This is a genomic window from Oceanivirga miroungae (genome assembly GCF_902505095.1).
In the GTDB taxonomy this organism is placed as follows: domain Bacteria; phylum Fusobacteriota; class Fusobacteriia; order Fusobacteriales; family Leptotrichiaceae; genus Oceanivirga; species Oceanivirga miroungae.
The window spans coordinates 580,740-604,793 of record NZ_CABWIB010000001.1; the positions used below are offsets into that span (position 1 = coordinate 580,740).

Annotated in this window: 25 protein-coding genes and 1 tRNA gene; all 26 read left to right on the plus strand. The window is 24.3% G+C overall.

Translation table 11 applies throughout. The annotated features are described in order from the left end of the window. The first annotated feature begins 8 nt into the window (after window positions 1–8). The 26 genes from tig to trmB all read left to right on the plus strand — a co-directional run bounded on the left by tig (window position 9) and on the right by trmB (window position 24,051). Window positions 9–1,286, plus strand: a complete 1,278-nt coding sequence (gene tig, locus OMES3154_RS02965) for a trigger factor (protein WP_156683319.1) — start codon at window positions 9–11, stop codon at window positions 1,284–1,286. A 16-nt stretch (window positions 1,287–1,302) separates the two neighbouring features. Continuing rightward, entirely contained in the window at window positions 1,303–1,875 is a 573-nt protein-coding gene (locus OMES3154_RS02970) for an ATP-dependent Clp protease proteolytic subunit (RefSeq protein ID WP_156683320.1), read from the plus strand. Beyond that, a complete protein-coding gene (clpX, locus tag OMES3154_RS02975) occupies window positions 1,862–3,115 on the plus strand; it encodes an ATP-dependent Clp protease ATP-binding subunit ClpX (RefSeq protein ID WP_407938951.1) in 1,254 nt (417 codons plus the stop codon). The genes OMES3154_RS02970 and clpX overlap by 14 nt, the downstream gene beginning before the upstream one ends. 3 nt (window positions 3,116–3,118) lie before the next feature. Further along, window positions 3,119–5,437: an endopeptidase La gene (gene lon / locus OMES3154_RS02980; RefSeq protein ID WP_156683321.1), complete on the plus strand. Its 2,319-nt coding sequence runs from the start codon at window positions 3,119–3,121 to the stop codon at window positions 5,435–5,437. A 9-nt stretch (window positions 5,438–5,446) separates the two neighbouring features. Next, window positions 5,447–5,704: a preprotein translocase subunit YajC gene (yajC, locus tag OMES3154_RS02985; protein WP_156683322.1), complete on the plus strand. Its 258-nt coding sequence runs from the start codon at window positions 5,447–5,449 to the stop codon at window positions 5,702–5,704. Next, complete coding sequence (locus OMES3154_RS02990) at window positions 5,704–6,732, plus strand: N-acetylmuramoyl-L-alanine amidase family protein (RefSeq protein ID WP_156683323.1); 1,029 nt, start codon at window positions 5,704–5,706, stop codon at window positions 6,730–6,732. Before yajC ends, OMES3154_RS02990 begins: the two co-directional genes overlap by 1 nt. Before the next feature lie 8 nt (window positions 6,733–6,740). Then, window positions 6,741–7,187, plus strand: a complete 447-nt coding sequence (locus OMES3154_RS02995) for a hypothetical protein (protein ID WP_156683324.1) — start codon at window positions 6,741–6,743, stop codon at window positions 7,185–7,187. A 91-nt stretch (window positions 7,188–7,278) separates the two neighbouring features. Continuing rightward, window positions 7,279–7,836 (plus strand): hypoxanthine phosphoribosyltransferase, encoded by a 558-nt coding sequence (gene hpt, locus OMES3154_RS03000; protein ID WP_156683325.1) that lies wholly within the window; start codon window positions 7,279–7,281, stop codon window positions 7,834–7,836. Then, window positions 7,829–8,611 (plus strand): 16S rRNA (adenine(1518)-N(6)/adenine(1519)-N(6))-dimethyltransferase RsmA, encoded by a 783-nt coding sequence (gene rsmA / locus OMES3154_RS03005; RefSeq protein ID WP_156683326.1) that lies wholly within the window; start codon window positions 7,829–7,831, stop codon window positions 8,609–8,611. The genes hpt and rsmA overlap by 8 nt, the downstream gene beginning before the upstream one ends. Then, a complete protein-coding gene (locus OMES3154_RS03010) occupies window positions 8,598–8,840 on the plus strand; it encodes a DUF4911 domain-containing protein (protein ID WP_156683327.1) in 243 nt (80 codons plus the stop codon). The genes rsmA and OMES3154_RS03010 overlap by 14 nt, the downstream gene beginning before the upstream one ends. Beyond that, the gene (locus tag OMES3154_RS03015) at window positions 8,840–9,079 is read left to right on the plus strand and encodes a KH domain-containing protein (protein ID WP_197271477.1); all 240 of its coding nucleotides are present in this window, start codon (window positions 8,840–8,842) and stop codon (window positions 9,077–9,079) included. The genes OMES3154_RS03010 and OMES3154_RS03015 overlap by 1 nt, the downstream gene beginning before the upstream one ends. Window positions 9,080–9,283: 204 nt before the next feature. Then, window positions 9,284–10,357, plus strand: coding sequence for a hypothetical protein (locus tag OMES3154_RS03020; protein ID WP_156683329.1), 1,074 nt, complete (start codon window positions 9,284–9,286; stop codon window positions 10,355–10,357). Then, on the plus strand, window positions 10,350–10,871 hold the full coding sequence (locus OMES3154_RS03025) for a hypothetical protein (protein WP_156683330.1): 522 nt from the start codon (window positions 10,350–10,352) through the stop codon (window positions 10,869–10,871). Before OMES3154_RS03020 ends, OMES3154_RS03025 begins: the two co-directional genes overlap by 8 nt. A gap of 53 nt (window positions 10,872–10,924) precedes the next feature. Beyond that, window positions 10,925–11,218 (plus strand): hypothetical protein, encoded by a 294-nt coding sequence (locus OMES3154_RS03030; protein WP_156683331.1) that lies wholly within the window; start codon window positions 10,925–10,927, stop codon window positions 11,216–11,218. After that, window positions 11,208–12,422 (plus strand): hypothetical protein, encoded by a 1,215-nt coding sequence (locus OMES3154_RS03035; protein WP_156683332.1) that lies wholly within the window; start codon window positions 11,208–11,210, stop codon window positions 12,420–12,422. Before OMES3154_RS03030 ends, OMES3154_RS03035 begins: the two co-directional genes overlap by 11 nt. 10 nt (window positions 12,423–12,432) lie before the next feature. After that, window positions 12,433–15,528 (plus strand): DUF4280 domain-containing protein, encoded by a 3,096-nt coding sequence (locus tag OMES3154_RS03040; RefSeq protein ID WP_156683333.1) that lies wholly within the window; start codon window positions 12,433–12,435, stop codon window positions 15,526–15,528. Next, window positions 15,464–16,405 (plus strand): hypothetical protein, encoded by a 942-nt coding sequence (locus tag OMES3154_RS03045; protein WP_156683334.1) that lies wholly within the window; start codon window positions 15,464–15,466, stop codon window positions 16,403–16,405. The genes OMES3154_RS03040 and OMES3154_RS03045 overlap by 65 nt, the downstream gene beginning before the upstream one ends. Window positions 16,406–16,436: 31 nt before the next feature. Then, window positions 16,437–17,129, plus strand: a complete 693-nt coding sequence (gene pgeF, locus OMES3154_RS03050) for a peptidoglycan editing factor PgeF (protein ID WP_156683335.1) — start codon at window positions 16,437–16,439, stop codon at window positions 17,127–17,129. Then, window positions 17,129–17,401: a hypothetical protein gene (locus tag OMES3154_RS03055; RefSeq protein ID WP_156683336.1), complete on the plus strand. Its 273-nt coding sequence runs from the start codon at window positions 17,129–17,131 to the stop codon at window positions 17,399–17,401. The genes pgeF and OMES3154_RS03055 overlap by 1 nt, the downstream gene beginning before the upstream one ends. A 50-nt stretch (window positions 17,402–17,451) precedes the next feature. Continuing rightward, window positions 17,452–19,932, plus strand: a complete 2,481-nt coding sequence (gene secA / locus OMES3154_RS03060; protein WP_156683337.1) for a preprotein translocase subunit SecA — start codon at window positions 17,452–17,454, stop codon at window positions 19,930–19,932. Window positions 19,933–19,944: 12 nt separating this feature from the next. Then, window positions 19,945–20,160 (plus strand): PspC domain-containing protein, encoded by a 216-nt coding sequence (locus OMES3154_RS03065; RefSeq protein WP_156683338.1) that lies wholly within the window; start codon window positions 19,945–19,947, stop codon window positions 20,158–20,160. 4 nt (window positions 20,161–20,164) lie between these two features. Beyond that, window positions 20,165–21,511, plus strand: a complete 1,347-nt coding sequence (locus tag OMES3154_RS03070) for a tetratricopeptide repeat protein (protein WP_156683339.1) — start codon at window positions 20,165–20,167, stop codon at window positions 21,509–21,511. An 8-nt stretch (window positions 21,512–21,519) separates the two neighbouring features. Continuing rightward, window positions 21,520–22,377 carry a prohibitin family protein gene (locus OMES3154_RS03075; protein WP_156683340.1) on the plus strand — a complete coding sequence of 286 codons (858 nt, stop codon included), beginning with the start codon at window positions 21,520–21,522 and terminating at the stop codon, window positions 22,375–22,377. An 88-nt stretch (window positions 22,378–22,465) separates the two neighbouring features. Continuing rightward, window positions 22,466–22,549: transfer RNA gene (locus OMES3154_RS03080), tRNA-Leu, on the plus strand. Window positions 22,550–22,574: 25 nt separating this feature from the next. Beyond that, a complete protein-coding gene (locus OMES3154_RS03085) occupies window positions 22,575–23,363 on the plus strand; it encodes a hypothetical protein (protein WP_156683341.1) in 789 nt (262 codons plus the stop codon). After that, complete coding sequence (gene trmB / locus OMES3154_RS03090; RefSeq protein ID WP_231679258.1) at window positions 23,350–24,051, plus strand: tRNA (guanosine(46)-N7)-methyltransferase TrmB; 702 nt, start codon at window positions 23,350–23,352, stop codon at window positions 24,049–24,051. Before OMES3154_RS03085 ends, trmB begins: the two co-directional genes overlap by 14 nt. The last annotated feature ends 3 nt before the right edge of the window (window positions 24,052–24,054 follow it).

Here is a 24,054-nt window from a genome sequence, read left to right on the forward strand (position 1 = left end):
GGTACAAGATGTACATTATAGAAAAAAATAACGAATCAGTAGTTAAAGTAGCAATAAAATTAGATGGTGAAGAATTTAAAAAAATAAGACAAGAAATTATGGCTAAATATAAAGATGCAAAAATTGATGGATTTAGAAAAGGTCATGTTCCAATGGATATAATTGAAAAAGAATTTGCAGGGAATATAAGACAAGACTTATATGATACAGTTGTAAATAAAGAATTTTCTAAAGCATTAGTTGAATCAAATGAAGAACCAATTTCAAGATTAGAAGTAATAGAAGAAAAAATAACTAAAGAAAGCTTAGAAGTTGTATTAAAATTTGATGCAATGCCTTCATTTGAAATGCCTGAATATAAAGGATTAGATGTAGAATTTACAAAAGCAGAAGAAGTTAAAGATGAAGATGTAAACGCTACATTAGAATCTATAGCTAAAAGATCAGCTGAAAAAGTAGTTAGTGAAAAAGAAGTAATTGAAAATAATGATATAGCTAATATTAACTTTGAAGGATTTGTAGATGGTGTAGCATTTGAAGGAGGAAAAGCAGAAGGCTTTGACTTATTATTAGGAAGTCATCAATTTATAGATAACTTTGAAGATCAAATAGTTGGTCACAAAGTTGGAGATGAATTTGAAGTAAATGTAACTTTCCCAGCTGAATATCATTCAGAAAACTTAAAAGGTAAAAAAGCTATGTTTAAGGTTAAATTAAACTCAATAAAAGAAGAAAAAGTAGCAGAAATTAATGATGAATTAGCGAAAAAAAATGGAGAAGAAAGCTTAGAAGCTCTTAAAAATTCAATAAAAGAAGGATTACAAAAAGAAAGAGAAGAAAGAGTATCAGTTGAAAACTTCCAAAAAGTTGCTGATAAATTAGTAAGCATGGTTGAAATGACTGTACCTGAAAAAGTTAAACAAGAAGAAGCAGATAGAGAAGTTAATGAATTTAAAAATCAATTAGCACAATATGGACAAAACTTTGATGAATTTATTAAAAGAACAGGTAAAACAATGGAAGAATTTAATGCTGATGCTTTAGAAAGAGCAGAAAAAACTGTTAAATTCAGATTAATAGCATCTAGAATTATAAAAGAAGAAAACTTAACTGTATCAAATGCTGATATTGATGCTTCTTTATCAGAAATGGCTGGTCAATACGGTATGAGCTTAGTTCAATTAAAAGAAGAATTAAACAAAATGAACTTATTAGACCAATACTCAAACGATATTGCAAATAGATTAGTAACAGAAAAATTAAGAAAAGTATTATTAGAAAAATAAGCAAAAGGGGAAAAAAATGATATATCCGTATGTCCACGAAGAAGATGGTGGAGTAGAAAAAACATATAACATTTTTTCAAGATTATTAAAAGATAGAATAATTTTTCTAATGGGAGAAGTAGATGATGAAATGGCTAATACAATAATAGCTCAACTTCTATACTTAAATGCCCAAGATAAAAATAAAGATATAATAATGTATATAAACAGCCCAGGAGGATCAGTAACTGCTGGGCTTGGTATATATGATACAATGAAACATATAGATTGTAAAATATCTACAGTTTGTATAGGACAAGCAGCTTCAATGGGTGCTTTTTTACTAGCAGCTGGTACTCCTGGTATGAGAAAATCATTAAAAAATTCAAGAATAATGATTCATCAAGTACTAGGGGGGATAAATTATTCTCAAGCAAGTGATGTTAAAATAAGAGCTGAAGAAATGTTAAGATTAAAAGATTTACTTAATCAAGAAATGGCAATAAATACAGGAAAAACTATAAAGCAAATTGAAAAAGCAACAGATAGAGATAATTTTATGGGAGCTATGGAAGCAAAAGATTTTGGTCTTATAGATGAAATTATCTAATGAAAGGAAAATAATGTCAGAAGATAAATTATATTACTGTTCTTTTTGTGATACAGATGATTCTAATTTAGAATATATTGAAGGAGAAGATTTTGTAAGAATTTGTGAAAATTGTATTAAAAAATCTATGTCTCTTATTGAAGAGCAAGAAGTATTACAAAAAAATGATGAAGGTAATTTTAATATAAATTTATTAAAACCAATAGAAATTAAAAGTAAATTGGATGAATATATAATTGGTCAAGATAGAGCAAAAAAAATATTAGCAGTTGCTGTATATAACCACTTTAAAAGAATATCTCTTAAATTAAAAGAAGATAATGATGTTGAAATACAAAAATCAAATGTTCTTTTAATAGGACCAACAGGTAGTGGTAAAACCCTACTAGCTCAAACATTAGCTAAAATACTAAATGTTCCAATAGCAATAGCTGATGCTACAACAGTAACTGAAGCTGGTTATGTTGGAGATGATGTTGAAAATGTACTATTAAAACTAATTAAAGAAGCTGATTATGATATTAAAGCAGCAGAACGTGGAATAATATATATTGATGAAATTGATAAAATTGCAAGAAAATCAGAAAATACATCTATAACAAGAGATGTATCAGGTGAAGGTGTACAACAAGCTTTACTTAAAATAGTTGAAGGAACAGTTTCAAGTGTACCAGCTCAGGGTGGTAGAAAACATCCGAACCAAGAAATGATAGAAATAAATACTAAAGATATTTTATTTATAGTTGGTGGGGCTTTTTCTGGACTTGAGAAAAAAATTAAAAGTAGATTCAATGTAAAACAAATTGGTTTTGGAAACAATAGTTTGAATAAAGAGCTTGATGATGAAACAATTTTTGCTCATGTATTACCAGAAGATCTTAAAAAGTTTGGTATAATACCAGAGTTAATAGGAAGATTTCCTGTAATAGCATCTCTTAATTCATTAGATGAAAAAGCTTTAATTAAAATATTAACTGAGCCTAAAAATGCAATAATAAAACAATATAAGAAATTTTTTGAAATGGAAAATATTGAATTAGAGTTTGAAAAAGATGCCCTAAAAGAAATTGCAAGACTAGCTGAAAAGAAAAAAATTGGAGCAAGAGGATTAAGAAGCATAGTTGAAAATGCATTATTAGATTTAATGTATGAAACACCAAGTAAAAAGAATGTTAAAAAAATTAAAATTACTAAAGAATTAATAGACGAAAAAAACAAGGTAGATACAAGTAAGGAGTAAATTATGATGATTCCTATAATCCCTGTAAGAGAAATAGTTTGTATGCCTGGTGTAGAGTCAAGCATAAGATTAGGAAGAGACTTTAGTATAACAGCAGCAAGTGTAGCAATAGAAAAATTTGAAGGTGATTTAATTTTACTATTACAAAAAGACACTAAAAAAATTGATATTGATATAAGTGAAGACTCTTTATACTCTTATGGACTATTAGTAAAGGCATCGAATTTAGTGAAAACAAATAATGATGTTTATTTATTAAATATAAAGGGAATAAAAAGAATAAAAGCAAATAATATAAGATACAATGAGGAATTAAAAATATTTGAATCATCTTATATTAAAGTTAATACAAAAAAAGATATAGAAGAAGAAGTACAAAACTTTGAAATGTATAAGCCTGAAAATATTATAAAGATATCTACTGAATTTATGAGAGTAGATACTGTAGCAAATGTTACTGAAGATGGTTCTAATATTATTAAAATTAAAGATTTAGAAGAACTTATAGATACTATGCTATATTATATAAATATACCAGCCGATGTTAAACAAAAGTTTTTAGAAATGAGAAGTTTAAAAGAAAGAATTGATAAATTTTATACAGAATTATTACTACAAAAGCAAATAAATCAAGTTGAAAATGAAGTTAATAGTAAATTAAAAACAAATATAGATGAAGCTCAAAGACAGTATATTTTAAGAGAAAAAATAAAGGTTTTAAAAGATGAAATTGAAGGTGAAAATCATGATAAGAGTGAATTACAAATTAGATTAGATAAATCTAAAATGCCTGAAGATTTCAAAAAAAAGGTTCAAAAAGACTTAGATAAATTATCAAATGTTTCTCAAATGAGCCCTGAGTATAACGTCTTATTAAACTATATTGAATTAGTTTTAAGTTTACCATACACACCATCAAATAAAAAACAAAATAATATAATAAAGGCTAAAAAAATATTAAACGATGAGCATTATGGATTAAAAGAAGTTAAAGATGCAGTATTAGAATTTTTAGCTGTAATAGAATTGAAAAAACAAGAAAAAAATAAAAACTATAAAAAAGCCGCAACTGTTTTATGTTTAGTAGGACCTCCTGGTGTTGGTAAAACAAGTTTTGCATCATCTATAGCAAATGCTATGAATAGAGAATTTACAAAAATAAGTTTAGGTGGTGTAAATGACGAGTCAGAAATTAGAGGTCATAGAAGAACCTATGTTGCTGCTATGCCAGGTAGAATTATTGATGCCATAAAAAGAACAGGTGTTAATAACCCGGTTATACTATTAGATGAGATTGATAAGTTAGACTCAGGATTTAAAGGAGATCCAGCATCTGCTTTATTAGAAGTATTAGATCCAAATCAAAACTATAAATTTGAAGATCATTTTGTCGATTATCCGTATGATTTATCAAATGTATTCTTCATTTGTACAGCAAATACTTATCAAACTATACCTGAAGCTTTATATGATAGATTAGAAGTAATATATATTGATTCTTATACAGAAATAGAAAAATTAAATATTGCAAAAAAATATTTAATAAAACAAGTAGAAAAAGAAACAGCTATAAAGCTTAATATAAGTGATAAATTAATATTAAAAATTATAGATTCCTACACAAGAGAAGCAGGAGTTAGAAATCTAAAAAGAGAATTAGTCAAAATAGCTAGAAAAAAAGCCTTAGAAAAATTAGAAAATATTAAGCTTAATAATAAGCTAGTTGAAGCTGATTTAGTAAAATATTTAGGTAATGAAAAATTCAAACCTGATAAATTAGCGAAAAAAGATGCAAAAGTAGGTAGAGTTAAAGGTCTTGCCTGGACAAGTGTTGGAGGGACTACACTCGATGTAGAAGGTGTTAAAATGCCTGGTAGTGGTAAACTTCAATTAACAGGTAAATTAGGTGAAGTAATGCAAGAATCAGCAAAAGTAGCTTATTCTTATGTTAGAAGCATAGTTAAAAATGATTTTACAAAAGATACTGATGTGCATTTACATTTTCCAGAAGGAGCAACTCCAAAAGATGGACCAAGTGCTGGTATTACAATAACTACAACAATATTATCAGTGATAGAAAATAAAAAGGTAAGACAAGATATAGCTATGACAGGTGAAATTACGCTAGTAGGTGATGTATTAGCTGTTGGTGGTATAAAAGAAAAAGTAATAGCTGCTCATAGAATAGGTATAAAAGAAGTAATATTACCTAAGGAAAATGAAGTAGATATAACTAAACTGCCAGATGAAATTAGAGAAAGTATGAAATTTAATTTTGTATCTAATTATAGTGAAGTAAAAAAAATTGTATTTAAGAAATAGGAGAAAAAAATGAATTCAAGTATGTTTATAATTGTATATGTAGTGTTACTTTTACTTTTATTTTTACCAATATGGTTATCAAATAGAAGTAAAAAGAAAAAATTTAATGATATGTTAAACAATCTTAAGGTTGGAGATAAGATAATAACTATAGGTGGAATATATGGAACTGTTTCAAAAATAAATGAAAATGATATACAAATACAAATAGCAAAAGGTGTATCGATGACAATAACAAAAGGAGCAATTGCAAGGGTAGTAGAATAATGATAAAAACATTAAAAAAATTTATTATTTTAATCTTATTATTTACTACATATATTACATTCTCAAATAGGCTTGATAGTATTAACTATAACGATTCAGAAATAGTATTAACTTTTAGTGAAAAAGTTCCTGAATATACTGAAAGTTTTGATCCAAATCTACCTTCAATAAGTCTTTCATTTAAAGACACTATAAAAAGTAGAGGAATAAGACAAGTTATTGAAATAAACGATAACTATCTAAGAGATATTTTGAGTGAATATTATGATAATGAAACAGATGTAGTTATATACTTAAAAGAAAATATGATTTATACAACATACACAGTTGGAAGAGAACTTAAAATAAGATTAAGAGAAGAAGCTATTGAAAGAAGAAAAAAATATACTATAATTTTAGATGCAGGACATGGTGGACAAGATAGTGGAGCAATAGGAGATGCAGGATATTATGAAAAAACCTTAGCATTAGCTGTTGTACTAGAATTATATAAAAATTTAAAAAATGACTATAAAGTTATCTTAACAAGATCTGATGATACTTTTATACCACTTAATAAAAGAGCTCAGATTGGGAATGATAATGAAGCAGACTTATTTGTAAGTATACACTTAAATTCAGGTGGAAAAAATAAAAAAGCAGAGGGAACAGAAGTGTTTTACTACTCAAAAAATCCATCAAGTTATGCAAGACAAATTGCTAAATTTGAAAATGATTTTGATAAAAAAGGAACTGCTGCAATTGAAGCATCAGACTTTGTTATAAGTGATGTATTATATCATCTAAACCAACAACAAAGTGCAATACTAGCTAGTAGTGTATTAGAAAATATTGTTTCTACTATGAAAACACATAAAAGAAAATCAACAGGTGCTAATTTTGCTGTTTTAAGAGGTAGCAAATCAAATGCAATTCTAATAGAACTTGGCTTTATAACTAACCACAAGGATAGGGTAAAATTTTCTAGTAAAAGTGGACAAAAAAGAGTTGCAAAAGCAATAGCTGACGCAATAAGAAAGCACTACTAGGTGATAAAATGAAAAAATTTTTTTTAACAATACTATTAGTTATAGCACTTATTAGTGCGTATAGATATAATATGTATTTAGATGAAACTAAAAATAATGTAAGTTTAGTATATACTAAAAATACTGAAACTAAAAAAGAAGATGAGGTTAGTATTAAGGTATATAATATAGCAGCTAATAAAATAGAGGATAAAAATATTTTAGTAAAAGATAAAAGATTTTTAAGTGAAACAGATATAGTTAATGAAACATTAAAAAATCTATCGTATTTAACAAATAATATGAGATTAATTAGTATATATGAAATTGATAAAAACGATAGACTAATAATATTATCAGATGATTTTAAAAATCTATCAAGAGTATCCCAAGTTGCAACTACAACTGTTATAAAATTGAATTTAAAAGAAAATTTTAAAAAAATAGATAAAATAGAAATTAAATTTGAAAGATAACTAGCTTAAATTTTAGGCTAGTTTTTAATTTGCTATGGAAATTTATTTGTATATTTGATATAATAAATTAAAAAGTTTGGAGATGAAAATCATGGCTAGAAATTGGGAAGAAAATATAAAAAAAGTATTAATATCAAGAGAAGATATACAAAAAAGAGTTAAAGAACTAGGAGAACAAATAACTAATGATTTAAAAAATGACGATGCACCATTAGTTGTTATAGGAATTTTAAAAGGTTCTGTAATATTCATGTCTGATTTAGTACGTGAAATTAAATTACCTTTAACTATGGATTTTATGGAAGTAAGTAGTTATGGTGATGGATTTGAATCTACAAGAGATATAAAGATAATAAAAGATTTAGAACATAGTGTAAGAGGGAAAAATGTATTAGTTGTAGAAGATATAGTAGACTCTGGTTTAACACTAAAAAAAATATTACAAATGATAGGTAAAAGAGGACCTAAACAAGTGCTTTTATGTACATTGCTTAATAAAGAAGTAAGAAGAGAAGCTAAAGATTTAGAAGTTCAATATAAAGGATTTGAAATAGGAGACGAATTTGTATCAGGTTATGGATTAGACTATATGCAAGAATATAGAAATATTCCTTATGTATGTACAATGGATATTAAGATAAATGAGTAGTTATAAGCACAAGAAAAAATATGGGCAAAATTTTTTAGATAGTAAAGAGTTATTAGAGAAAATAAAAAATGTAGTTAATTTAAATAAAGATACTACTGTTTTAGAAATAGGACCAGGTGAAGGATACTTAACTTCAATGATTTTAGAAAATGCAAAATTTTTAACTTCCTATGAAATAGATTCTGATTTAATATCAAATTTAGAAAAAAAATTTAAAAAGTATGATAATTTTAAATTAATAAATGAAGACTTTATGTTATCTGACATTGTTGGAGAAAATTTAAAGGTAGTAGCAAATATTCCTTACTATATAACAACCCCCATTGTAGAAAAACTAATTGAAAATAAAGAAAAAATTGATGAAATATATATAATGGTTCAAAAAGAAGTTGCTATTAGATTATGTACAGAATTTTCAGGAAGCGATGTAAGTACATTAACACACTACATTAGATACTACACTATACCAGAATACTTATTTACAGTAGAAAAAGAGTACTTTAACCCTATTCCAAAAGTTGATTCAGCTTTTATAAAATTAAAAATAAGAAAAGATAGAAAATACGAAAATATGATAGATGAAAAAATATATTTTTCATTTATTAAAAAGGCATTTTCACAAAAAAGAAAAACTCTTATTAATAATTTAAAAAAAGCAGGATTTGATAAAGAAGAACTTGAAAAGAATTTAGTAAATGATAAAATAAGAGCAGAAGAACTAAGTATTGAACAGTTTATAGACTTAATAAAAGGATTAAAATATGATAGATTATGAGTATATAATTAAAATTGACAGAAAAGATATAGATATAATGAATAAAATAACAGAGGCATATGAGGGAATAGGAAATATTAGAACACTATCAGCAAGTGAGGGGCTAGTAAAAATTCTAACAAATAAATATTTCTTGAATGATGTTGATTTAATGTTAGAAAAAATAAGGAAAGTATTTAAAATAAATGTAGAAGTTTTATCTATAAAAAAATGGGAAGGGGAAATTTAATGGTTGATTACGAAAAAATTGTGAAATTCTTTTTACAAGAGTACATACTTGATGAAAATTATGAAGTTAAAATAAATAAAAATAAAGAAAATATAACAATTACAGTAGTATTAGATAAAAAAGATATGGGAAAATTAATTGGAAAAAACGGGAATATAATAACATCATTAAGAAATTTAATTAACTCAATTTCTAATAAAGATAAAAAAAATGTAAAGATTTTAGTAAAAAATAATTAAAAGATAGTTCGCTATCTTTTTTTTTGCATGTATTATACATGCTTTTTTTGTTAACATAAAAAAAAATAAAATAAAAATAGATTTAAAATCAGCTTATGTAACATATATATTTTGTTAATTAAAAAAAGACAATGAAAAATACTAATTTTTTAATTCAAGTGAGAATCAAATAAGAGTATATTCTAGTTAAAAAGGGAGGGTATTATGTTTACTGAAAAGTATTTTAAAGAAGATATAAAGATATTTGAAAGGTCTTTAGATAATAAAATAGATGAAGGATTAAAAAAAATTGAAGAAAATATACTTGGTATAAATGATAAATCACCGAAGATATATACCGTATTATTAAATAAAAATAAATTTAATTATGAGTATATTTTAAGTGCAATAGTAAATGATGATGTTAATAGTATATATGATACATATTTAGATAGTGTATATATTAATGCTGAATATTTTAAATTAAGTAATTATGAAAATAAAATTTTTTCAGGATATTTTTTAGTTGATTCTGATAAATACGAATTCAGGTATGTTTTAGAAAAAGATACAAGATATTTTGATAAAATAAATGAAATATACCATATATATCTTACAAATAATGTTAAATGGTACGGTATTGATATGAAATACATAAATAGAATGTACAGAGTAAAGGTAGTTGAGTATGTAGATAATATTCATTTACTTGAAAATATAGATAAATTTAATATAGAGTACAATTTTTCTTCCGATGTAGATCTAAATTTAAAACCATACTGGAATATATTAAATAAGAACTTTATTGCAAAAGAGAGTATGAGTATATTAGATGGTTTTTCATATAAATATGAAATTGAAAAAAATGAGAATACTTTTTATTTAGTAAATGAAAAAGATGAAATTATAGAAGATGTTGTAAATCAAAAAAATAAGTTAGAGATATATTCTAAATTTTCTAACCTATACAGCTTTATTATTTTAGTTATTGGATATGTAAATATGAGTGTATTTAAATATATATCTGTAAATTATGAGTATGAAATTGATTCAGAGCCTACTATTGAAAATATTAAAAGATATTTTAAAAAGCATGATTATGAAGTCGTTGATATAAAAATGTCAAATGAAAATAAAAATTATTTAGATATACCTGAATATAACAAGATGATAATGAAAAAATATATATCAAATATAGAAGTTAAACTAGATAATTATTATGATTACGATAAGATATTTAAAATAGTTAACATCCTAAATCTAAATCTATATATGTACAAGGTAGTAGTCTATGAGTAATATTAGCTATCTTTACCAACTATACAATAAAAATATTAGCAAGATAATAATAAATGAATTTCACCCATATTTACAATGCTATGTCGAAAAGGATAGGGCATATATTAACTTAAATGAAAAAATAGAAAATACTGATTTAATAGATAAATACATAAGACTATGTATTAATTATGAATATATTTTAAATACAAACAGATTAAATATTTTAGCAAGAAATAAAAAGTATGTATTTGAAAAATATAAGCTAAAGTTAAAATACAATAAAGACTATATCTATATTTTCATAAAAGTATTAAATTCAGTATTTAGCTCTAATATCGTTTACTATAATAAATCAAATAATCTTTTTATCATTTATTTAGATTATGAAAAATCACAAGATAATATAGATCTAATAAATGAGATACTAAATAATTTTATGCCAATTAACTATAACTATGTTTATACTTTTTCACATATATATACACTAGATATTAAAGAAATTGGTGAACTTGAAAGGTGGTTTTTACTATAAAATACGAGATTAAAATAAAAAATATAATACTGTCAAATGATGACATATTAAATATGAAATTTTTGTTAAAAAAAGATAGAAATGATGGTCTAGCAAATAATAATTCAAAAATACAAATAGAAATAAATGCTAGACAATTTTCAAATAATACTATAAAAAATTTAATTAGCTTAAAAGATGAATACTTTAGTGTAGATTTAAATTATGAAAATATATCATACAACATAGATAAAATGTATATATATAATATCGAACAAGTTTTTGTTAATGGAGAAATAAGCTTTAATATAGTACTTTATCAAAAATATATGACAAAAGATAAGGAGATAAAAGTAATTGAAAATTGAAATAGATAATAATGAATTAAAAGACTATACAATAGATAGATTTGATATAAGTTTTGATTTAAATAAGCATACAGAATTATCACTAATTTTAAGAATGGATAAAAAAAATTTTGATTTAGATAATAAAAGTATAAAAGTGGATAATATATTTTATGGAAATATTTATGAATATAAAATGGCTGAATATGGATATGAGGGATTTTACATTGAGATAATGGCATACTCTTTAACAAAAGAGTTGGATAGAAATTTAAAAACTAGGATATATCAAGATAAAGAATTTACATATATGAATATAATAAATCAAGTAATGGATGAATATAATATAAAATATATTTGTAGCGAGAAATTAAAAAAGAAAATAAATAAAGTGTATTTTCAAGATAATATAACAGATTATGAATTTTTAAAAAGAATTCTAGCGGATATAAATGAAGCTATATTTGTATCATATAACGGATTAGTAGTTTTTGGAATAGATACATATGGTTATAGTGAAATAAGTGAGTATAAAGAAAAAAGAATAACAAATAAAGGAGTAGAATACCTTGTTGAAAATAAAGTTATACTACAAGCTGATAGTATTGATAATTTGTTTGTTCTAAAGTCACATATATATATGCATAATCAAATTTTAAATTCAGATATACTTTTATCTAAAAAAAATATAGAAATAGAAAAAATAAGATCAAATGTAAAAGGACGATTTATTGAAGCAAAGGTAGTTGACTTGATAGATGAAAATGAAGTAGCTAAAATGAAAGTTAGTTTTTTAATAGATGGCTTTTCTGATAAAAGTATAAATAAAAAAAGCATCTGCTTTTCAACGCCGTATAGTAAAATACATACAGGAATGTATATAACACCTGAAATTGGAGATAAGGTAGATGTATATTTTCCAAGTGATAATGAAGATGATATGAAAGTTGCTTTTTGTATAAATAATGATAAGAGTTCAATTTTTCTTAATAAAGAGTATAAAAACTTTTTAACAAATGACTTTTCTATGATTTTAGATAAAAAAGATTTTAAATTGATTCTAAATGATTTAAATATAAACATAAATAATAACTTAAACCTAGAAGTAAAAGAATTTACAAATATAAAATCAAATAATAAGCTAAATTTAAAATCGGATAAAGACATACAAATAAATACCATTAAAGACTTGGTAATAAACGCTACTAAAATACATAATAATTAAAGGGTAGAATATGGAATTAAAATATTTTGAAAATGAGAAAATACCAGATGAAATAGAAAAATTTTATGATGATTTAGCTAATATTTATTTAAAAAAAGAATACGACTCTGGTGCAAAAGAAAATGGAGAATTAGATAAAGAAAATATAGGTAGATATATGTTAAGTGAACTTGATATTAGTTTAGTTGATAAGAATATCGATGTTGATTTTTTGGTTTATTCTACTGATGGATATAAAAAGCAAGATGAAATAATATTAAATTATGATAAGTATATTCTTTTAAAAGAATTAAAAAATATAATAGAAAATTATCTAAATGAAGTAATAGATTTATCTAATTTTAAAAATATGGATGAAAAATATAAAGCTACAATGAAGGTAACATTGCCAGGACTTTTAATTGCAACACATAAATTTAATATAAGAAAGCTTACAAAACTATTTAAGGAAAAAACAATTTATTTGGATGAAAATAATATACCTATTACTTGGTACATAGATGATAAAGATTATGATCTAAGTTTTTTAGTAGAAGATCTATATGAATTAGTTTTTCCAAACTATGATGATGAAAATGATGATATAGAAATTGATGAAAATAAGGAATTTGTGGGTAATAAAACAAATGATATTGTAAAAGAGTTAGAAAAAACAGAGAAAAAAGATTCTAAACTTTTAAAATTCTTGCAAGGTATTGGTAAAAAAGCATTAGATGTAGGTGGAGAGATTGCTAAAACATATATAATAGAGCGTATAAAAAAAGAATTTTCTAGTGATGAAAATAAGGACGAAAGAAAAGAAGATAAAAAGGAAGAAAGAAAAGAAAAAGAAAAAGAAAATAAAAATATAGAAGAAAAAAAACAAGTAAAAAAAGAAGAAATAAAGAAAAAAAATAATAAAAATAAAAGCTATAGGGTAGATAAAAATAAAAAAAACTTGGAAAAAATAAATAAAAAGTTTTCAAAAGATTATGGTTTAGATAATTTAGTCAAATATTTTTTAGATGTTACAAATAGAATTGCAAATAAGAAAGAAAAAAAGGTTCTAAATGAGGTTTTAAAAGCTGAAAATGAAAATAATAATGAAGTAGTTAATCAAGATAAAACAAAGGAATATAAAAGCATAGAAAAAAAACCAATAACTACAGTAGAGTATATATATAATATAGCGAGTAATTCAAATAATCCATTAGAAAGTATAGAGAAAAGTTTAAAGTATCTAAGTGCAAAATATGAAAAATCTAATGTATCAAATATATCTGATATTACAAAAGAAACTATAAAAAGAGGTGTTAAAGCACTATATATAGATACAATAAAAAAACTTACAGACGATGATTTAAAAAATAATAAAGATAAACTTGTGTTAGATTTAGGCCTTGTAGATGTTGATGAAATACCAATTAATATAAATAGCTCTAATTTATTAGATATAAAAAAAACATATGAATATAAATTAGTAAAATTAATTAAAGATATGAATCTAGTAGATAAAAGTTTTTCAAAAAAAGCTTTTGTAAGAAAATATGTAAAAACAAGACGACTTTTAGATAATATTCAAATTAAGATAGTAAAAGCTTTGTGTAAATTAGAAAATGAAAATTTTGATAATGTAGTAGATAATGACAAAAACATATTTTGCAAATATATAATATATCTTGATCAGACTGTAAAAGGTCTATCTGATTATGAATATACTATGTTTTCAAAACTAGAAAAAAAGGTGAATATTACAAGTCTAGTTATATATCTAGTAAAATCAAAGTATAGCTTTAAAGATGAGTCAATCATATATATATCAAATGAGTTAAAAGGTTTAAAATATTCAAAATATGTGAAAAGCGATAGTAAAAACATAGATAGCGTAAAAATAAAAAAAATATTTCCTAATTTTGGAAGTTTAGAGGAAAATTTCAATTTAAGAAAAAGTCCTAATATTAGTAGCTTTTACGAAGAACTATATGATAATAAGAAAGATTTAAAAAAATATTTTGTATGTGATGGTGCAACACTTTCTTGTAAATTTTCGAACTCTACAACAAGTTTAATATGTAAGAACACTAGTAAATATATAGAAGGTAAAAATATAGCTACAATAGAAAATAAGGATATAATACCATTTTCTAATTGTAGTATAAATCCAGATGGAATATGTAAACCACAACTTAAAAACTGGGAGAAAAAAAGTGATGAACTAGTCGATAATATACCTGTTCTTATTAGTGATTCATTTAGCTTTTGTAGTTTAGGTGGCGTAATAAATATAGTAGATGCAAATCAGAAAAAAAGTGGCATAAGTGAGTTTGATAAAAAAACTTTAGAAAAAAAGTACTATATAAATGATTATGCAGTAATAGATGCAGATTTTGTATTAGAATTCTGTGACCTATTTTTCAATTTAGAAGACAGGAATATATATAATAATATAAGAAGTATAAATGCTCTAGAGAATAGTGTGCTAAACTATTTACGTCTAAAATTTAAGGCTAAAAAAGATGAGCTTAATTTAGAAAATGAAAATACTATTGCCGCAGTTAATCAGTATGAGAAAAAAATAATAAATATATATGATTTAAAAAAATATACAAAAGGCTATTATTTAGGATTAATAAAATATGAAAATAAAGAAAATGACAAGATAATAAAAGAATCTATGAGATTATCAAAATTAATACCCATAATATTTTTAAAAAAAGTATTTGATAGACTTGATGTTATATACATGCCTTATGATAGCATAGATATAAAAAATGAGAAAAAAGCTAGTTGGATGAAAGCAGTTTTAAAAAGCTTAAATAATAATAAATTAAGTAATAAGAAAAATTTCAACCTGTTCTTTGTTCTAAGCACGATAAATAATGGGCTATATACAGACGATATAAATATATTTTTAAGTGATAAAATAGATAAATACTATGAAAAAATCGATGAAGTAATATATGGTTCTGTAATTTTATTTAAAAATGATAGTAACACATACTATATTGCTTTTTTAATATCAAAAACTAAAGAAGGGTATTATGTAATTGGAGGAGATAATAATGGGAAAGTTAAAAAATCATTTCATAAAAGTGCTATGCTTGTTAACATGTTTTGGCCTAAGTAATATTAGCTTAGCAAATAAAATAGACTATTTTTCACTAAAAGAATATAAGAGATATTTTTTTGATGAATATAATAAATATAGATATAGCACAGTAGAAAATAATATATTAGAATCTTTTAATATATTAAAGGTATCTAATGAAAAAAAGCAAGGAGAGATCTTTTTAGATGTATTAGAAAACGATGTAAAAAGTTGGAATATGGAATATGTATTTTATGTAAAGAAAAACTCTATAAACAATTTTCTTAGTATATATAGAACAGATATATTAAATGAAGTATTAGTTGATTATGGTTTTAAATTAAAACATAGTAAGTACATGTATTTAAATGAAGTTGATTTGGGCCTTGTTTTAAAATCTAAAATTAATGAATATTATTTAAATTTAAATGCAGTACATAATTTTTCATATAATTTTTTTGATTTTAAAAAGTATAATATAAAAAAAGAAATGTATAACATAAATGGTGCAGTTAATTTAGAAGCAAATATTGGGAATAATTTTAAGATACTACCAAGTATAAATCTAGCATATATATATGATTTTTCTCATGATTTTATAGATCAAAATAAAAGCCTTATTAAAGTAAAAAAAGGTTTTGATATATCCCTTGGTGCTGGAATTAAGTTAGAGTATGAATATATTAAAGACTTTAAATTAAAAATAGGAAGCTCATATATTTTTTCTAAAATAATATTTAAAAAAGACAAATATGAAATTTTTAAAAAGAACTTAGTAAATGACATTTCACAAAATCAAATACATATGGTATCAATATATCTAAATGCAAATATTAAAGATATCCATAATATAAAAGCTATACTATCATATAATAAAAGCCCTATTTTAACTCTTTCATATGGTATAAACTGGTAATTGGTGATATAATATATCTTGAGGTGAGAAGATGTATATAGAATTTGAAAAACTAAAAGAATACGGATTTACAGCTATTCAAACAACAAAAGATGAAAAAGATATGAAAGATGAAAAAAATTTAGAAAAAATAATAAATAAATTGAACATAGATAGAAAATATTTAGTAAAAGGAGTTCAAACTCACAGTACAAATATACTATGTGTTGATAAAAATACAGATATTAGTGATATAAAAGACTATGATGGGTATATTACTAATGATAAAAATATGACCTTACTTGCATACTTTGCTGATTGTATGCCAATGTTTTTGATAGATAAAAATAAAAAGACCTTTTCATTACTGCATGGTGGATGGAGAGGAAGCTCAAACAAAATTCTTGAAAAAGCAATAAATATAATGGTAGAAAAATATGATGCCAATAAAAATGATATATTAGTTGTACTAGGTATATGTATTTCTTCTAAAAACTATGAAATTTCAAAAGATTTAGCAGATGAATTGCTAAAAAACTTAAAATTTGATAAAATAATAGAGAGAAACAATGAAAAATATTATTTGAATTTAGCGATGTTAAATAAAAATATTGCTATATCAAATGGTATATTGGAAGAGAACATAATATTAAATAATTATTGTACTTTTGATGGAAACTTTTTTTCTTATAGAAAAGATAAAACAACTAGTAGAATGGCAGCAATAATTAAAGTAGGAGAATAATGAAAAGATTAGTAGTAAATATAGCATATATATTAGTTATATTAACATTTAATAATATAAATAATATAGTTAATGTAAATTACTTTGGTATTACAGAAATCATATATTATATAAATAAAAAAGATAATAAAAAGAGTAAGAGAAATAAAAAATTTAAATTTAAATCTTACTATTTTTCGTATATAAATATTAAAAAAATAGAAAGTATATTTTTAAGATATATTAGTTTTTATTCTTATGATAACATAAATCACATGGTTAGATTAGAATAAGTAAAATATTTTAACTAATAAAAAAAAATATAAGGAGAATAGTAGATAATATGTTAGAAAATGTTTTTAATAAGATGTTCGGTTTAACGGATGAAAAAATAATAAAAAGAATGAGAAAAACAGTAGAAAAAATAAATAATATGGAGCCACATTTTGAAAAAATGTCTGATGAGGAATTAAAAAATATGACAAATATATTCAAAGACAGATTAAAAAATGGTGAAACATTAGATGATATTTTAGTAGAAGCTTTTGCAACTGCAAGAGAAGCTGCTAAAAGATTGACAAGAATGAGAGCTTATGATGTACAGTTAATAGGTGGTATGATTTTACATGAAGGTAAAATAGCAGAAATGAAAACAGGAGAAGGTAAGACATTAATGTCAATTTTCCCTGTATATTTAAATGCCCTAACTGGAAATGGTGTACACGTTGTAACTGTAAATGATTATCTTGCAAAAAGAGATAGAGACACTATGAGTGTTATTTATTCATTTTTAGGTCTTTCATCAGGAGTTATCATAGCAAATCTAGCTAACGGTGAAAGAAGAAAAGCATATAACTGCGATATTACATATGGTACAAATAATGAATTTGGGTTTGATTACTTAAGAGATAACATGGTACACGATGCTAAAGATAAAGTTCAAAGAGAACACAACTATGCAATAGTCGATGAGGTTGACTCAATTTTAATAGATGAAGCAAGAACTCCATTAATAATTTCAGGAGCAGCTGAAGAAGTAACAGAGTGGTATTCTAATATGGCTTATGTTGCAACTAAGTTAAAAAGAAGTTATAAAACAGAGGAAATTAAAGATAAGAAAAATACTGTAATACCTGATGAAGATTGGGAAGATTATGAAGTAGATGAAAAAGCACATACTGTTACAATAACTGATAAAGGTATTAAAAATGTAGAAAAAATACTAGGTATTGAAAATCTATATGCTCCAGATTATGTAGAATTAACACACTTTTTATCACAAGCACTAAAAGCAAAAGAGTTATTTAAGCGTGATAAAGACTATATAATAAACAAAAAAGGTGAAGTAATAATAGTAGATGAATTTACTGGACGTTTAATGGATGGAAGAAGATATTCTGATGGACTACACCAAGCAATAGAAGCAAAAGAACACTTAAAAGTAGCTGGTGAAAACCAAACATTAGCAACAATAACATTACAAAATTACTTTAGAATGTATGAAAAATTATCAGGAATGACAGGAACTGCAAAAACAGAAGAAGAAGAATTTAGACAAATATACGGATTAAAAGTTGTAGTTGTTCCTACAAATAGACCTGTAATAAGAGTAGATAAAAATGATGTTATATATCAAACAGAAAGAGCAAAACATAAAGCAATAGTTAAAAAGATTACTGAGTTATTTGAAAAAGGACAGCCAGTATTAGTTGGAACTGCTTCAATTGAACACTCAGAAAAATTATCTAGTTTACTTAAAAAAGCAAGAATACCACATGAAATTTTAAATGCTAAATATCATGAAAGAGAAGCTGAAATTGTAGCTCAAGCTGGTAGATTTAAAACAGTAACAATAGCAACAAATATGGCTGGTCGTGGTACAGATATTAAATTAGGTGGAGATGCAGATTCATTAGCAAGTAAAGTATCTGAAAGAGGAACAGATGAATATTTTGAAGCACTAGACTTATATGAAAAAGAATGTAAGGAAAATAGAGAAAAAGTACTAAATGCTGGAGGACTATTTATTCTTGGTACTGAAAGACACGAAAGTAGAAGAATTGATAATCAATTAAGAGGTCGTGCAGGTCGTCAAGGAGATCCAGGAGTATCAGAGTTTTATCTTTCACTAGAAGATGAGCTAATGAGACTATTTGGTGGAGATAGACTTAAAAATGTAATGAAGTTCTTAAAAATAGAGGAAGATGAGGAAATTAGAAATAAATCAGTTACAAAATCTGTTGAAAATGCACAAAAAAGAATAGAAAGTAGAAACTTTGGAACAAGAAAGAGTTTAATTGAGTTTGATGATGTAAATAATAAGCAAAGGGAAATTATATATAAACAAAGAGACCAAATTCTATATAATGATAACTTAAGAGAAGTAATACTAGATATGCTATATGATACAGTTGAAGATATTGTTTTAAATTCTGAAAAAGATATTGAAATAATAGCTGATAAGATAAATGAAGTGTATGGTTATGAAATTGATTTTGATATGAACTCATTATCAGAAAATGATTTAATTGACAAACTTTATGATGAATTAGAAAAAAGATTTAAGTTAAAAATTGATGTTTTCGGTGAAGAACAATTTGATAAGATAGAAAAATATATAATGCTAGAAGTATTAGATAATAAATGGAGAGATAATCTAAAAGATTTAAATGAATTAAGAGAAGGTATTAACCTACAATCTTATGGACAAAAAAATCCAGTAAATGAATATAAGATAGTAAGTTCAGATGTATATAATGAAATGATAAGTTCTATTAAAAGAGATACAACATCATTCTTATTAAGAATACAACCTAGAAAGTAATAGGAGAAGGTTATGAGAAAAAAATTATATAGAAATACTGATGATATGTTATTATTTGGTGTATGTAGTGGTATAGCAGATTATTTTAATGTTGATCCACTTATAATAAGAATACTATTTGTGTTTATAGGAGGCACATCATTACTATACATTGTATTAGCACTATTAATGCCAGTTAAACCAAAAGGCAGAAAAGATCAAAGAGAATTTGACTACGAGGAGGAATAAGATTATGAAAAAAATAATAACTATATTTACATTTTTAATTTCAGTATCACTTATAGCAGGGCCTAAGGCTGATTTAGAAAAAGCAAGTAAATTAATTTCTGAAAATAAAGAAAAGGAAGCGATAAGCTTACTTGAAAAAACAAAACCGGTAAAAGGTGAAGAAAATGAATATGAACAAATAAATTACGCATTAGCTGCAAATTATATTAGTAAAAATGATGAAGATAATGCAAAAAAATATTTCCAAAAAATAAGTGATAATAAAAATTCTAAATCAGATATAGCAAAAGGTGCCGATCAATATTTAATGGCGTTAGCTAGTGATGATAGTGGAAAAATATTATATTTAGAAAGATTAAGTGAAAGATTTGATAATAAGAATTATGAAATTTTATCTGAACTAAATGCATACTATGTCTTAAATAAACTTGATGAAAAAGCATCAAGCTTAAATAAAGTTATAAAAGAACAAGGTGAAAACTTTGAAGATATTGTTAGTTTATTTACAGGAGAAGTTTTAGTACCACAAGATTTTGATTTAGCTAATACGTATATTAAAAAAGCATTAAAATCAAAAAATCCTAAAATACAAATAGAAGCTCACATACTTTTAGCAAGTTACTATTTAGCTAAAAAAGATTACAAAAAAGTAGAAGAAGAAGTTAATCTTGCTGAAAAAATAAATCCAAGTGACGCGATGTTATTAGCAAGAATTGGTGATATTTATAAATCAATGGGAAATGAAAATAAAAACTATGAATATCTAAAAAAAGCATATAAATTAGATTCTAAGCAATTATCTATAGTTATCGCACTAATTGAAAGTAGCTATGATAGAAATGATAAAAAGGATCAGAATGTATGGTCTGGAGTTGCAAGAAACTTAAATAAAGATGTAAATGATTTAGAACTTGCTAAATTATTTATGCAAAAAGAAAAAATAGAATTAGCTAAAGAATTTGCAATAAAAGCATCTAAAGAAAATAATGAAGCCAACTATTTATTATTTGTTATATACATAAACGAATATAACAAAGAAGAAATGTTAAAATATGCAGATAAAATATTAAAAACAGGAACAGATGAAGAAAAATTAGCTGTTACAGTTGTTAAAAATAACCCAGAATTAGCTTTATCTGAAATAGCATACTCTAATGGTAATTTAAATAAATCTTTAGAGTTTGCAAAAAAAGCTGCTAAGAAAAATCATGAAGCTGATTTAATGTTAGCTCAAATTTATATAAAATTAGGTGATATAAATGAAGCTAAAAAATATTTAGAATCATCAGTTAAAAATAAAGTAAATGTAAAAGAAGCTAAGTCGATTTTAGACAAATTAAATGAGAGATAGGAAATATTATGCAAAAAATATCAAAAAAAGAAATCAATAGTATTTTAATATCAATTTTAATAATAGTAATTGCTGCAATTTTTTATGCAAATACTTATACAGTTGTAACTGGAGAGGTAGCTATAATTTCTGACTTCGGGAAAGTTTCAAAAGTAGAATTAGCTGGAATCCATTTTAAAATTCCTTTTGTACAAGAAAAAGTAAATCTTGAAACAAGAGAAAGAACATATTTATTTACAAAACCAGGGTATTTTAGAACTTTTGATAAAGTTGAAATTGATACAGATAATTCAATAACAGTAAGTACAAAAGATATACAATCGGTAAATATAGAATTAACAGTTCAAATAAGTGTAACAGATCCAATGATGCTTTATAAATCATTTAGAGGTATGCATGAAGAAAGATTTATAAGACCAAGAGTAAGAGAAATTGTACAAGCTACCATAGCTAAATATACAATAGAAGAGTTTATATCAAAAAGAACAGAAATATCTGCTATAATTTATAATAATCTTAAAGATGATTTCAAAGAATACGGATTATCTGTATCTAATATATCAATAGTAAATCACGATTTTTCTGACGAATATGAACAAGCTATTGAGCAAAAAAAAGTAGCTGAACAAGCTGTTGAAAAAGCAAAAGCTGAACAAGAAAAGTTAGCAGTTGAAGCTGCAAATAGAGTTAAGTTAGCTGAATTTAAGTTAAAGGAAAAAACATTACAAGCAGAAGCAAACTTAGTTGAATCTAAATCATTAACACCTCAATTTCTAGAAAAAATGAAAATAGAAAAATGGGATGGAGTGCTACCTAAAGTACAAGGAGACACTAAGACAATATTGCCTGAAAGTTTATTAAAATAAAGAAAAATAGATAAGACCTGTTAGTTTTCTAATAGGTCTTTTTACTTGACAATAAGAGTAAAATAATTTAAAATAATTTATAGAAGTTGCCTGGGTGGCGAAATGGTAAACGCATCAGACTCAAAATCTGACGGAGTCATCCTTAAGGGTTCAAGTCCCTTCCTAGGCACCATTTTTATTATATAGAGGAGAAAAATATGAAAAAATTGGATTTAAGTTTAACAAAAGAAGAATTAACTAAGTTAAATTATGAAAAAAACGCCATAAGAAATTTATTAGTTTCAAGGGCAATATATAACGAAAGTTTAGAATATGAATTTACAAAAGAAGAGCAAAATATACTTGATTTATATATAGAAAACGAAAAAATTACAATATATTTAAAACAAGAAGCAGAAACAAAAATGATGATTAATGAAAATCAAATAATAGATGCTTACAATGCAAATAAAAGTTTTTTTGAAGAAAACAAAATGTCATTTAAAGAAGCTCATGAAATGATAAAAGAACAGTTAAAAGAATCTTTATTTGAAAAATTAGCAAATGAATTTATTTCTGAGATAGTACTTAAAATGGACGATTCAGTTACTTTAACAAAAGATGAAATACTAGCAACAAAAGGCGATGCTAATAACATTAAACAAGTATTACAAAATAAAATAATAAAAGAATATGCATTAAAAAACAATTTCTACAAAGAAAATGAAGAAGCTCTAGACTTAGTTGCAAGTGATATTAGAATAAATTATTATACTTCAGTAATCAATTCAAAAGATATACAAGTTTCAAATGAAGAAATAGATAAAGTTTATGAAGAAAATAAGGAAGCATTTGAAAATGTAGAATTTGATAAGGCAAAAGAAATGATAGCGATTAGATTAGCTAATGAAAAAGTTGCTGCAAAAACTCAAGAATATGCACAAATGCTGATTGAAAAATATGATATTGATAAAAAAGTAGAAGAGATTTTAAATGATAGAATATAAAAATCGTGAACTATGGACATATTTTTTTACTAAACCAAGATCTTACTATAATAAATATATGTATGAAATGGTGAACTATCCAGATTATCTAATATTTGATAGAGAAGAAATTGAAAATAATAAAAGTAAGTGGAACGAAGTATATGATAATAAAAATACAGATATTTATTTAGAAATAGGATCAGGAAGTGGGAATTTTTCCATAGAACTTGCTAAAAGAAATCCAAATGTAAATTTATTATGTGATGAATTAAGACTTAAAAGATTAGTTTATTCTGCAAGAAAAGCTAAGAAGGAAGATTTAAAAAATATTAAATATATTAAATATGATGCAAATAACTTAACTGATTTTTTATCAGAAAATGAAATATCAGGACTATATATAAATTTCCCAGACCCTTGGACAGGACAAGAACATAAAAGAATGTTAGGTGAGAAACTTTTAGAAAATTTAGATGTTGTTCTCAAAAAAAATGGGAAGATATTTTTTAAAACAGACCATGATAATTATTATGAATCTGTAGTTGAGCTAATAAACAAATCAGATAAATATGAAATAGTTGTTAAAACAGATGATCTTTATTCAAATGAAAAATTACTAGAAAATAATATACAAACTGAATTTGAACATTTATTTATACATAAACTAAAAATTAAGATAAAATATATTGAAATAATTAAGTTGTAAGGA